We start from the raw sequence: 12,293 nt of genomic DNA, 5'->3' as shown, positions 1-12,293 counted from the left end.
GCTCACGCATGCAGACAAAGGGAAGCATTCCCGCGGCGCCGATGCGCCCGAGTCGTGCTCCGGATTGCCCCCTCCTGAGGAGAGGGCGCGGGGAATGCCGGGCGCCGGCCGCGCCCATGGCCCGCCTGCAACAAGATAAGCAGGCGGCAGTCACCACAGGTTCAGCCGAGACATCCCGGCATTCCCCGCGCGATGGTTTTCACGCTTATGGCGCGCTCTCCCCGGTGTCCGGCTTGTAGCCACCGTCGTCAGCGGGATCATCATCCCCCGCGGATTTGGCGCCAGCTTCGGGGCGCCAGGACCACGCGATTTCACGTCCGCAAACGGCTGTTCGTCGGCGAGCACCAGGCCCGCTGCAGCCCATCCACGGCCACCGCATCTCCGGCCCCGCGTCTCGTGACGATCGCGATGCGCCCCTCTCAGCGGGCCGGGATGGCGATAGACAAGCATGAGTTCGGCAAAAGCGAAAGAGGTTTATTTTTCGCCGAAACACTGGACAGGCCAAATCAGCTTGAGGCGACTGCGGAAATCGGCTTTCACGCGCATGGTCTCGCCGGGCGCCGCTGTGCCGATCCACGGCTCCGTGTTTGCGCGGGCGTCGCACGGAACACATGTCCAATCCGCTGGTTGAAGCAGCTCAACCCAGAGCATCAGTCACGGAGCGCGCCACCATGCAGGACATCAGGGAACATATGGAAGTCATCGGCGCCGACGGCGCGCATGTCGGCACCGTCGACGGCGTCGAAGGCCACCGCATCAAGCTGACCAGGAAGGACAGCGGCGAGGGCAGCCACAAGGGGCATCATCACTTCATCGACAAGGGCCTCGTCGCCGAGATCGAGGGCGACAAGGTGCGGCTGTCGGCGATCGGCGCCGTGGCGGTGACGATGGAGGAGGAGACGTAGCGGCGCCGCCCATCCCGCTTCCGCTATTTGTCTCCATCATAGCGAGCGCAGCGAAAGCAACCCAGGATTCAGCCAAGGATTCTGGATGGCATCCGCTGCGCTCGCAATCATCGAGGCCATGAAGAAAGATCTGGCGACGCCCTTTGCGCCGGTACAATAGTCCATTAGGTCTGGACCTCCGCAAGCAGCGCCGTGGCGCAAGGAGGTCGAGATGACCAGGAGACTCGAAGGCAAGGTGGCGCTGGTGACCGGTGCATCCAAGGGGATCGGCGCCGAGATCGCGGCGCGGCTGGCGGCGGAAGGCGCGGCGGTCGCCGTCAATTACAGCGCCAGCAAAGACGGCGCCGACCGCGTCGTCGCTGCGATCGCCGCCAAGGGCGGCAAAGCGGTGGCGGTGCACGGCAACCTGATCGATGCGGCCCAGGTCAGAAGCGCCGTCGCCGAGACCGTGAAGGCGCTGGGGCCGATCGACATCCTCGTCAACAATGCCGGCATCTACGAATTCGCGCCGCTCGATGCGATCACGCCGGAGCACTTCCGCAAGCAGTTCGATCTCAACGTGCTCGGCCTGCTCCTGGTGTCGCAGGAGGCCGCGCGGCATTTCAATCCGGCCGGCGGCAGCATCGTCAACATCTCCTCCGGCGTGTCGACGATCGCGCCGGCGAACACCGCCGTCTACACGGCCACCAAAGCCGCCGTTGATGCGATCTCCTCGGTGCTGTCCAAGGAGCTGGCGCCGCGCAAGATCCGCGTCAACACCGTCAATCCCGGCATGACCCTCACCGACGGCGTGATCGCCGCCGGCTTCCACGAGGGCGATATGCGCAACGAGGTCGAAACCGCCACGCCGCTGGGCCGCATCGGCAAGCCCGAGGAGGTCGCTGCCGCGGTCGCGTTCTTCGCCTCGGATGATGCATCCTTCGTCACCGGCGAGACGCTGCATGTGACGGGGGGACTGCACTGAGCGATCGACGCGTGCGGTGTTCGCGGCGTGATCCTGGATCGCGTCGCGGCGCTCGCGATCACGGCCAGTGGATCATAAGGGAGAGCAGGGGCCGAGCCGGGCCATCGGGCCTGCCGGGATGGCGAGCGGAGCCGCCAAGGGCGTTGCATGTTTCGGCCGGCCACCGCAGACTTCCACCGCGATGAACATCTATCTCGACATCGATGGCGTGCTGCTCGACCGCCACTCGGAGCTGGCGCCGTCAGCGCCGGAGTTTGTGAGGTGCGCTCTGGCCAGGTGCCCGGAGAGCACCTATTGGCTGACCACCCATTGCAAAGGCGACGCCGCCGTTCCCCTGCGGCGGATCGGGCATCTCTTCGACGCGGAGACGCGGGCGATGATGGCGAGGATCAAGCCGACGAACTGGGACCTCGCCAAGACCGAGGCCATCGATGTCGCGACGCCGTTTCTCTGGTTCGACGATGATTGCTTCGATTTCGAGCGCAGGGTGCTGGAGCAGCACGGCGTCCTGGACAATTGGATCAGGGTCGATCTGCGCAGGACGCCAAACCAGCTCGGCCTGTTCGTGCAGAGCTTTCCGCTGCCGATCAACGCGCTGCGAAACGATGAGTAAGATGAGCGGGGATGCCGGATGAGCGATCGTGACATCTGGCAGCCCGCCGCTGGTGATGGCGCCGTATTCCGCAGCCTCTTCGTGCGACGAGCTGGCGAACACGCGCACGATACGCTGCCTCGGAGGCGCCGAGGACTTTGAAATTGGCCCGTGCCTCGGTGAGCGACAGCCCGTATCCCGGATGAGCGCAGCGATATCCGGGGTCTTCCTTGCCGCCGGCGATGAACCCGGATGTCGCTGCGCTCATCCGGGCTACGCCATTACTGAAACGCCTGCATCAACGGCGTCACGTGAGGCGAGCCATGCGGCGCGCGGCCATCTTTAACGAAGCGAAATATTTTAAACGACAACTATAGGTTGATTTTCGGGTCGAGATCGGATCAAATCCGGCTTGCCGAATCCGCGATGCAAGTCCTCACGGACCCGGCAGCGTTTCGCCTCGCGTGACACATGGCGTCTTGCGATAGCTTCAATCCCGAGCGGCTGGATTTTCAGATTACCGAGGAGTTTTTCATGCGCATTGGCTTTGCATTATCGACGATGTCGGTTGTCATGGGATCGGCCGTTCTCGGCTGGGGAGTCACGACGCCACGCCCCGCGCACGCGTTCCTGGAGGACATCTGCATCCCGCGCGTCAAGGACGGGCTACGGAATTGCCTCGCGCCGGCCAGCGCGTGCAAGGATCCGGCGGAGGCGCTCAACCGTGGCTGCCTGCTCGAGGCGGTGCAGTTCGCGCTCATTCCGCCCGGCCGCAGCATGATCCACGCCGACTCGACCTATTTCATCGCCCAGGCGCTCGGCTACCGCGCCGACGTGGCCTATTGGATCGCCGCCTACAACGAGAACTCCGACTATGGGCAATATGCGCCGATCGATCAGTGCGGCGGGCAGGCGACGTCGGCCAATTCCGGCGCCAGCTACATCACCGCGCAGTTCAACGGCTTCAAGCGCACCAACAACACCACCGACGGGCCGCTCTATCACTACCTGCTGAACTTCTCGCCGAACGGGCAGGGCACCGACGTGCACGGCGCCAGCGGCGTGCAGGCGGTCTATCCGTTCCATTATCCGCCGCCCGGCTATCCCATCACCATCGACGACGTCTATCAGGGCACGCTGTACGACCTCCGGCAATGGGCGATGAAGCCCGACGACGGCCCGGGCCTGCTGTGCACCGCCGGCTACACGGTGCCGAACGGCTCCTCGAACTTCAGCGGCCCGAAATGCCTGGCGAACGTGCCGATCAGCGGCAACGTGCCGCTGCTGGAGAACTACGCCATCGGTCCGGCGATCAACGTGACCTCGGGGCCGAAGATTCTCGACAACAGCAACGGCGTGGTCGACTACACCCAGCTGAAGTCCTGGCTCGACGACAAGGGCAAGACCACCGGCGTGCTGTTCGACGACCCCAGGAAGCCGCCGGTGCCGGTGCAGATCGCCCGCATCGGGCTCTATCTGCACAGCCTGCAGGATGCGTCCTCGCACGGCACCTTCTGCGGTGACGACGCGCCGTCGCCGCCGGGCGGCTCGGACGTCGGCAGCTACATGGCCATGAGCGCCAGTAGCATCAAGCTGGTGTTCGGCACCTATTGCGCGACCGGACCGCATCTGGCGAGCCACGTCCAGGAGACCGGCACCGGCGATACCAGCCTGCCGCTGCGCGACTATGTGGCGTTGAACAACACGCTCGATGAGCTGATCCTGTTCGGCAACAACGTCGCCAAGAAGCGCGGCTGGATCGTCAACCCCGACCTGCTGCCGCCCAACGTCGTCGGCGGCAAGAGCGCCGCCGGCGACAGCGCCGCCGACCTGAAATCGCGCCTCGTCGGCCGCATCGTCCAGGGGCAGCAATGGTCCCGCGCCGAGGTCTACAATTCCGGCGTCATCACCTTTCCGTTGCAACGCACCGATGCCCAGGACCGCCTGAACACGATGAACGCCGCGCTGGGCGCGTATTCGAAGCGCTTGTTGAATACCAATCCCAAGCTGACCCCGTTGAAGCCGATGCCGGGCAATTCGTTCGTGCCGGGCGATAAGTCGGTATGCTTCAAGTAGGGAACGAGGGTGTGGAGCGCAGCAACCGTTCAGCTCATCACAGGGATGCGTGAAGATCCGGCAGATGAGCGCGGTGCACATGAATGCGCCCTCGCCCCTTGCGGGAGAGGGCATGTAGGAAAGCGCTGCGAGTTCGGTCGGGTGAGGGGTATGTCTCCGCAAGGGACATTTGCGGAGACATACCCCTCACCCGACGGAGCACGTGGATGGGCCGGAGATGCCCTCTCCCGCAAGCGGCGAGGGCGCTGTATTGCACAGCGCGGCCTGCACGCGACCTCTGTCGATATGAGGGGGGCAAAGCGCCGCCCTCAGGCGACCGATGGCGACATTCTCACTATCCGCGTCGCGGTGGTCTCGATGCGACGCGCCGGCGGAGCCGCCATGCCATTGTTTGGGACGGGGATAACCGCTAAACGCGCTCCATCGCACCAAACTCATCCCGGAGACCGTCATGGCCAACGAAAAAGGCCCGAACATCAAGAAGAAGGCCAAGTGCAAGAACTGCGAAGGCAAGGGCCTGGTCAAGAAGGGTGACAAGGTGCTGAAATGCCAGCGCTGCCACGGAACGGGACTGCGCTAGGCCAAAGCGTCAGCTGGAGTTACAAAGACGAACAGGTCGATCGGTGTTGCTCGGTCCCCTACGAACCCCGCTTAGGCGCAAGCTCCCTCAGCACGTCATTCCGGGGCGCGCGTAGCGCGAGCCCAGAATCTAGAACCACAGGCCGTTATGTCGGGCGAGGGCCGTCGTGACGAACGTCTCGGACCACATGCCTGATTGCGGCTATGGAGTCCGGGCTCGCGCTGCGCGCCCCGGAACGACGAGAGGAGAGAGGCGCTCTCAGCCACACCGAGCGTGCTACGCGACCTCCACCACCAGGGCCGGGTCGAAGTCCGGGTTCTCCCGTCCATAGCCGTGCGGGTTGCACACCACGCGCGTCGCGCCGATGCGATAGTCCGCGGGCGTGTGGATGTGGCCGTGGACCCAGAGTGCCGGCTGGGTGGCCTGGATCAGCGCCGAGAGATCGGAGGCGTAGGCGGCGGTGACGCGGTCGTTTCGATATTTGTCGGCGACCGAGCCCCAGCCGGGGGCGTGGTGGGTGACGACGACGGTGGGTCCGTCGAACGGCGTCTGCAGCACGCCGGTCAGCCAGGTGCGGGATATCAGGTGCAGGCCGAGCGCCTCCTGCGGCCGGAACCGCAGCCAAGGCTGTTTGCGCCAGGTGATGCGGCGGTGGTCGTTCATCCGGTCGCGGCACACCGCCATCGTATGCACCTCGCTGCCGGGACCGAAGATCGCATAGTCGGTCCACAGCGTGCAGCCGACGAAGCGCGCGCCCGAGAGCACGACCGCGTCGTTCTCCAGCAGATGCACGCCGAACCGCGCCGCCTCGGCCCGCGCCAGCTTCAGCTCGTCGGGGAAGGTGCGCTGATAGAATTCATGGTTGCCCATGACCATCGCGACCTGCTCCGGCACGATCTTCCGCAGCCGCGCAAACCCGTTCACCGCTCCCTCGCAGACATCGCCGGCGACGACCACCACATCGACCTCGGGCAGGGCCTCCATCGGCTTGATGTCGGCCATGTCGGCGTGGAGGTCGGAGAAGATGTGGAGGTGCATGAGAGCGGCCAACCGCGTGCTCGCATCCGTAGGGCGCGTTAGCGAAGCGTAACGCGCCGATCCGGTCAAGCGGCGGATTACGATTCGCTAGTCTGCGTAGGCCTCCGCGTCACTAGTGATCGTTTAATATGGCTCGGCTCGGAGAGAATCGGAAGATTGTTTGCAATAAGGCTCATCTATCTCGGGAAGCGGATGTCCGTGAGTGTCCTGCAACAAGTGAATTCCCGTGACTCGGCGCTTCACCAGAGGCGAGGCGCATCGTGTCAGTTCGCGCGTCTTATCCTGCAGCATCAGAATGCGTTGGTCTATCTGAGCATCTAATTGCTGGAGCACGTGCGGCACATTTGCGTGTTTGAAGGCTTGAGACCACCCCCAAATGGTCCGATGCATCAACGAGAGCGCATGGTGATACAGTCTTGTATGCGAGTGGCTGCGCCCACTTGCCGCCGAGGTCATGTTGCGCTCCGCCTCCAGGATGATCTTGTCGAGTTTATCGAAAAGCGCCCTTTTAGCTGATCTGCTCGGCTGCAATGCGTGAGCCGAAATTCGATATCCGAGCACGTCTGTTCCATTGTGAATGTTCCCGCTGTCGACTTTTCCAGCTTTCCGCGCCGCCTCATCGGTGAAATCGTAGACGGACATTCCTAATCGAAGCAAACGGTTTTGGGCAGAGCGGAATGCGGCGGTGACGGCCTTTTCGCTCTTTCCGAGCAGAATGAAATCATCAATGTAACGTACGCAGACAATCCCACGATTATTCATTTCGATGTCGAAGTCATGCAGAATGATATTGCCTGCAAGCGCAGAGAGTGCAGAGCCCTGAGCGACACCGGTGTCATCCGAGGGAAAGAGTACGAAGTGCTTTCGCTCTTGTAGTGCTTCCTTATTCGCAAGGTTAGTCTTCAGTGCTTGGAAAAAAAGATCAGAGAAAAACTCGTCATTTACGGCGGTGCGAACAAAATGGTTCACGTCCGCGAGCGGAATGCGCGTAAAAAAGTCTTTGATATCTGAGCGGACGAACCAGTGATGCCCATCCCTGACCGCAGAGTCGATCAGCGCAAGGCCATAAGGCACTCTGCGCTTGGCTATGCCGCCTACACTCGTAGGAGTCTTCATTACCTTTCGAATTGCATCGACGCCGTGAAAATTGCGTCGCTTTTCATCTGAAATCAGCTCGTAGCCCTGAAGAACTTCCAATATCGCTCGGCGAACGACACGATTCTCGATCGGGGCAACAACTATGGGGCGTCGTCCATTCCCCGATCGCTTTAGCGGGGCGACACCGATTTCGTCCGAAAAACTGAACTTCCCATTTCGCAGTTTCTTCGCGATGCGTTCTATATGATTGAGTGAATTAGCGTCGAATTCTTTTGTTTTTCGAACGGTTTCTTCGCTAAGCGAATTTAGACCTGAGGCTCGAACTATGCTCCATGAGCGTTGAAGAAGAGCTCTTGACCGTACTAGTCGCGAAGGTGCGGCTGTCATTGTCTCTCATTTGGTGTGGGAGCTCATCGGTAAACCCGCTCCCGGCCGAAGGCGTTATCGATCTCCAAGGCTCCGAAGGCGCTGCGAGCGAACTTCGGGTGCTACCTGAACCGCTGAAGCCAAAGCCTCGCGGTCCTCGCCCCCAGCAAGACCGACGCTCACAAGGAGCCCAGCCGCCAGAAGCGGGTAGATCGGTGCCGCAGCCGAAACGGCGGCGGCGAGACGAGCCGCAAACGTTGCCCGTTTTTGCATGTCCGGGTCATTTGTCCCTCCTTACTTGTCGGCTAGCCTTTTTGTGGCTTCCGTCAAGCTCGGCCATCGACCCTCCACGACCAACGAGAAAGAAAAGCTGCTGACCGTCCGATGAGTCCCCTTGATAGTTAGGGCTACGGCCAGTTTCCTTTCAGCCGGGCGCGAAGTTCGATCTCCAAGGCTCCGAAGGCGCTGCGAGCGAACTTCGGGTGCTACCTGAACCGCTGAAGCCAAAGCCTCGCGGTCCTCGCCCCCAGCAAGACCGACGCTCACAAGGAGCCCAGCCGCCAGAAGCGAGCGAATCGAACACATCGATTCTGTCAGAACATAAGAAGAACTTCAATATGCAGTAGGATATATCCACACAAGATCCTCTATATCTAGTGCGGGACTGTAGAGTTCTGATATTCCGAAATTCTTGAGTGATGCCCTGTTTGGGCCGCCAGCAGCGCGCCCAAAAAAGGCGCGGCATCGGATGCCGCGCCTTCCCTTTTGAGGAGGTATCTTCGTCGAAGTTTACGAACACCCCGTCGTGCTGCCGCACGTATCACACTTCATACAAGTCCCGTTCCGCACCAGCGTGAAATTCCCGCACTCCGAGCACATCTCGCCTTCGTAGCCCTTGGCCTTGGCTTCGGCGCGGCGTTCGGCCTTGGAGGCGACTTGGGTGGCGGCGGTGCCGGCCTTGCTCCATTGCAGGGCCTCGAGCTTCTCGGTGGGCGAGAGGTCGTGTTGCGGCTCCTGCTTGTAGGCGACGGCGCCTTCGATCGCGTCGCCGGCGCGGGAGGAGGCGAGGGCGGTGAGATTCACCCCACCCCGATCGCTCGCTGCGCTCCCGATCGACCCTCCTCCTGCAGGGGAGGGGGACGAGGAGCCGCCGCGCATCACGACGAGGTTGTCGGTGCGCGAGCGGGTCAGGCCGCGCGAGACATATTTCGCCGCCTGCTGGCTCGGGCCGTCCTCGGACATCTTGCCTTCCTCGACGCCGCGGCCGAGCGCGTCGAAATTGCTTTCGGACGGGTCGACATGGGCGAGGTCGAAGCGCGACATGTAGCTGACGGCGAGCTCGCGGAACACGTAGTCGAGGATCGACGTCGCGTACTTGATCGAGTCGTTGCCCTGCACCGGACCGGCCGGCTCGAAGCGGGTGAAGGTGAAGGCGTCGACATACTCCTCTAGCGGCACGCCGTATTGGAGACCCAGCGACACCGCGATGGCGAAGTTGTTGATGAAGGAGCGCAGCGCCGCGCCCTCCTTGTGCATGTCGATGAAGATCTCGCCGAGGCGGCCGTCATCATACTCGCCGGTGCGCAAGTACACTTTGTGGCCGCCGACAACCGCCTTCTGGGTGTAGCCCTTGCGGCGATCCGGCATCTTCTCGCGCTCGCGCATCACGACGATGCGCTCGACCAGCTTCTCGACGATCTTCTCCGAGACCTGGGTGGCACGCGCGGCCATCGGCTTCTCGTAGAAGGACTCGACCGCATCGTCCTCGTCCTCATCGTCGGCGATGAGCTGCGAGTTGAGCGGCTGCGACAGCTTCGAGCCGTCGCGGTACAGCGCGTTGGCCTTCAGCGCGAGCTTCCAGGAGAGCAGATACGCCGCCTTGCAGTCCTCGACCGTGGCGTCGTTCGGCATGTTGATGGTCTTGGAGATCGCACCCGAGATGAACGGCTGCGCCGCCGCCATCATGCGGATGTGGCTCTCGACCGAGAGATAGCGCTTGCCGATCTTGCCGCAGGGATTGGCGCAATCGAACACCGAATAATGCTCGGCCTTCAAATGCGGGGCACCCTCGACGGTCATCGCGCCGCAGATATGCACGTTGGCGGCCTCGATCTCGCGCTTGGTGAAGCCAACAGCCGCGAGCAGCTCGAAGGTGGGCGCAGCCAGTGCCTCGGCGGAGACGCCGAGCTGCTTGGTGATGAACTCCTCGCCGAGCGTCCATTTGTTGAACACGAACTTGATGTCGAACGCGGTCGGCAGCGCCTTCTCGACCTTGGCGATCGCCTCGTCGGTAAAACCCTTGGCCTTCAACGTGGTGGCGTTGACGCCGGGGGCGTTCGACAGCGAGCCGTGACCGACGGCATAGGCCTCGATCTCGGCGATCTCGCTCTCGCGATAGCCGAGCACGCGGAGTGCTGCGGGCACCGCGCGGTTGATGATCTTGAAGTAGCCGCCGCCGGCCAGCTTCTTGAACTTCACCAGCGCGAAGTCAGGCTCGATGCCGGTGGTGTCGCAATCCATCACGAGGCCGATGGTGCCGGTGGGAGCGACCACCGTGACCTGGGCGTTGCGATAGCCGTTGGTCTCACCGAGCGCGAGCGCGTCGTCCCAGGCCTGGATGGCGTGGCTGACGAGCGAGACCTGAGGGCAGTGGGCGTGGTCGAGCGGCACCGGGTTGACCGACAGCGCCTCATAGCCGGTCGCTTCGCCCTTGGCGGCGCGGCGATGGTTCTTGATGACGCGCAGCATGTGCGCGGCGTTCTTCTTGTAGCCGGGGAAGGGACCGAGCTCGCCGGCCATCTCGGCCGAGGTCTTGTAGGCGATGCCGGTCATGATCGCCGAGAGCGCGCCGCACAGCGCGCGGCCTTCCTTGGAGTCATAGGACAGGCCCATGGTCATCAAGAGGCCGCCGATATTGGCATAGCCGAGGCCGAGCGTGCGGAACTCGTAGGAGAGTTCGGCGATCGCCTTCGACGGGAACTGCGCCATCAGCACGGAGATTTCGAGCACGACCGTCCAGAGCCGGCAGAGATGCTCATAGGCGCCGACGTCGAAATGCTTCGTCTCGGTGTTGTAGAAGGTCAGCAGATTGGCCGAGGCCAAATTGCACGCCGTGTCGTCCAGGAACATGTATTCCGAGCACGGATTGGACGCGCGGATGTCGCCGGACGCCTTGCAGGTGTGCCAGTCGTTCATCGTGGTGTTGAAGTGCAGGCCCGGATCGGCCGAGGCCCAGGCGGCGTGGCCGATCTTCTCCCAGAGGTCGCGCGCCTTGAGCGTCTTGACGACCTTCTTGTTGGTGCGGCCGATCAGGCTCCAGTCGCCATCGGTCTCGACGGCGCGCAGGAAATCGTCCTTCAGCGACACCGAATTGTTGGAGTTCTGCCCCGAAACGGTGAGATAGGCCTCGGAATCCCAGTCCGTGTCGTAGATCGGGAAGTCGATGTCCTTATAGCCCTGCTTGGCGAACTGGATGACCCGCTTGATGTAGTTGTCGGGCACCAAAGCGCGGCGCGCGAGCTTGATCTCGCGGCGCAGCGCCGGGTTCTTCTCGGGATCGAAGCAGTCGTCGCCGGAGCCCTCGCAATTGACGCAGGCCTTCATCACGGCCTTCAGGTGCTTCTGGTTGATCTTGGAGCCGGTGACGAGAGCGGCGACCTTCTGCTCCTCCTTCACCTTCCAGTCGATATAGGCCTCGATGTCCGGATGGTCGGCGTCGACCACGACCATCTTGGCGGCGCGGCGGGTGGTGCCGCCCGACTTGATGGCGCCCGCGGCGCGGTCGCCGATCTTGAGGAAGCTCATCAGGCCGGACGAGCGGCCGCCGCCCGACAGCTTCTCGCCTTCGCCGCGCAGCCGCGAGAAGTTGGAGCCGGTGCCGGAGCCATATTTGAACAAGCGCGCCTCGCGCACCCACAGGTCCATGATGCCGCCGTCATTGACGAGGTCGTCCTCGACGCCCTGGATGAAGCAGGCATGCGGCTGCGGATGCTCGTAGGACGACTTCGACTTGGTCAGCTTGCCGGTCTTGTAGTCGACGTAATAATGGCCCTGGCCGGGGCCGTCGATGCCATAGGCCCAATGGAGTCCGGTGTTGAACCATTGCGGCGAGTTCGGCGCGACCATCTGCTTGGCGAGCATGAAGCGAAGCTCGTCATAGAACGCGACGGCGTCTTCTTCCGACGAGAAGTAGTTGCCCTTCCAGCCCCAATAGGTCCAGCAGCCGGCGAGACGGTCGAACACCTGCTTGGCAGAGCGCTCGCTGCCATAGCGCTCGCTCTCGGGCAGTGCGGCGAGGGCGTCGGTGTCGGGCACCGAGCGCCACAGCCAGGACGGCACGCTCTCTTCCTCGACCTTCTTCAGGCGCGCGGCGACGCCAGCCTTGCGGAAATATTTCTGCGCCAGCACGTCGGAGGCGACCTGCGACCAGAATTCGGGGATCTCGACATTCTCGAGCCGGAACACCACCGAGCCGTCCGGATTCTTGATCTCGGACGTGGTCAGGCGGAAGTCGATCCCTGCATAGGGTGACTGTCCTTCGGTGGTGTTGCGCCGTTCAATCCGCATCGCGAGCCCCAATTGTTCTTGCCGGACCGCGTTGTTGGCGGCCGGGATCATTGCATCCAAGGGCGGCGGCCGGCGAGTCCCGATTCCGGGACACCCGCCTGCCGCCGC

8 protein-coding genes are annotated in these 12,293 nt (G+C 62.9%); 5 read left to right on the top strand and 3 right to left on the bottom strand.

Annotated elements, in window-relative coordinates:
- Positions 1 to 671 precede the first annotated feature (671 nt).
- The 5 genes from ACVIJ6_RS30895 to ACVIJ6_RS30875 all read left to right on the top strand — a co-directional run bounded on the left by ACVIJ6_RS30895 (position 672) and on the right by ACVIJ6_RS30875 (position 5,117).
- Positions 672 to 905 (top strand): DUF2171 domain-containing protein, encoded by a 234-nt coding sequence (locus ACVIJ6_RS30895; protein WP_456775800.1) that lies wholly within the window; start codon positions 672 to 674, stop codon positions 903 to 905.
- A 211-nt stretch (positions 906 to 1,116) separates the two neighbouring features.
- The gene (locus ACVIJ6_RS30890; protein WP_456775799.1) at positions 1,117 to 1,869 is read left to right on the top strand and encodes an SDR family NAD(P)-dependent oxidoreductase; all 753 of its coding nucleotides are present in this window, start codon (positions 1,117 to 1,119) and stop codon (positions 1,867 to 1,869) included.
- Positions 1,870 to 1,936: 67 nt separating this feature from the next.
- Positions 1,937 to 2,482, top strand: coding sequence for a hypothetical protein (locus ACVIJ6_RS30885; RefSeq protein ID WP_456775798.1), 546 nt, complete (start codon positions 1,937 to 1,939; stop codon positions 2,480 to 2,482).
- Between the two features lie 513 nt (positions 2,483 to 2,995).
- Positions 2,996 to 4,537 (top strand): hypothetical protein, encoded by a 1,542-nt coding sequence (locus tag ACVIJ6_RS30880; protein ID WP_456775797.1) that lies wholly within the window; start codon positions 2,996 to 2,998, stop codon positions 4,535 to 4,537.
- Positions 4,538 to 4,988: 451 nt separating this feature from the next.
- On the top strand, positions 4,989 to 5,117 hold the full coding sequence (locus ACVIJ6_RS30875; RefSeq protein ID WP_015666732.1) for a hypothetical protein: 129 nt from the start codon (positions 4,989 to 4,991) through the stop codon (positions 5,115 to 5,117).
- Positions 5,118 to 5,393: 276 nt separating this feature from the next.
- On the opposite strand, the gene ACVIJ6_RS30870 is transcribed toward ACVIJ6_RS30875, so the two are convergent.
- The 3 genes from ACVIJ6_RS30870 to ACVIJ6_RS30860 all read right to left on the bottom strand — a co-directional run bounded on the left by ACVIJ6_RS30870 (position 5,394) and on the right by ACVIJ6_RS30860 (position 12,185).
- Complete coding sequence (locus tag ACVIJ6_RS30870) at positions 5,394 to 6,155, bottom strand: metallophosphoesterase (RefSeq protein ID WP_456775796.1); 762 nt, start codon at positions 6,153 to 6,155, stop codon at positions 5,394 to 5,396.
- Between the two features lie 123 nt (positions 6,156 to 6,278).
- Positions 6,279 to 7,640 carry a reverse transcriptase domain-containing protein gene (locus tag ACVIJ6_RS30865; RefSeq protein WP_456775795.1) on the bottom strand — a complete coding sequence of 454 codons (1,362 nt, stop codon included), beginning with the start codon at positions 7,638 to 7,640 and terminating at the stop codon, positions 6,279 to 6,281.
- Between the two features lie 768 nt (positions 7,641 to 8,408).
- Entirely contained in the window at positions 8,409 to 12,185 is a 3,777-nt protein-coding gene (locus ACVIJ6_RS30860) for a vitamin B12-dependent ribonucleotide reductase (protein WP_456775794.1), read from the bottom strand.
- Positions 12,186 to 12,293 lie beyond the last annotated feature (108 nt).

It is taken from the genome of Bradyrhizobium sp. USDA 4369 (genome assembly GCF_054056435.1).
Note: the sequence above shows the minus strand (reverse complement) of the source record. Positions and strands in the feature narration are given on the sequence as shown.

Bases quoted from the DNA above. Each gene is read 5' to 3' on its own strand.
- ACVIJ6_RS30875 (WP_015666732.1), top strand. From the start codon at position 4,989: ATGGCCAACGAAAAAGGCCCGAACATCAAGAAGAAGGCCAAGTGCAAG.
- ACVIJ6_RS30865 (WP_456775795.1), bottom strand. From the start codon at position 7,640: ATGACAGCCGCACCTTCGCGACTAGTACGGTCAAGAGCTCTTCTTCAA.
- ACVIJ6_RS30890 (WP_456775799.1), top strand. From the start codon at position 1,117: ATGACCAGGAGACTCGAAGGCAAGGTGGCGCTGGTGACCGGTGCATCC.
- ACVIJ6_RS30880 (WP_456775797.1), top strand. From the start codon at position 2,996: ATGCGCATTGGCTTTGCATTATCGACGATGTCGGTTGTCATGGGATCG.
- ACVIJ6_RS30895 (WP_456775800.1), top strand. From the start codon at position 672: ATGCAGGACATCAGGGAACATATGGAAGTCATCGGCGCCGACGGCGCG.
- ACVIJ6_RS30870 (WP_456775796.1), bottom strand. From the start codon at position 6,155: ATGCACCTCCACATCTTCTCCGACCTCCACGCCGACATGGCCGACATC.
- ACVIJ6_RS30860 (WP_456775794.1), bottom strand. From the start codon at position 12,185: ATGCGGATTGAACGGCGCAACACCACCGAAGGACAGTCACCCTATGCA.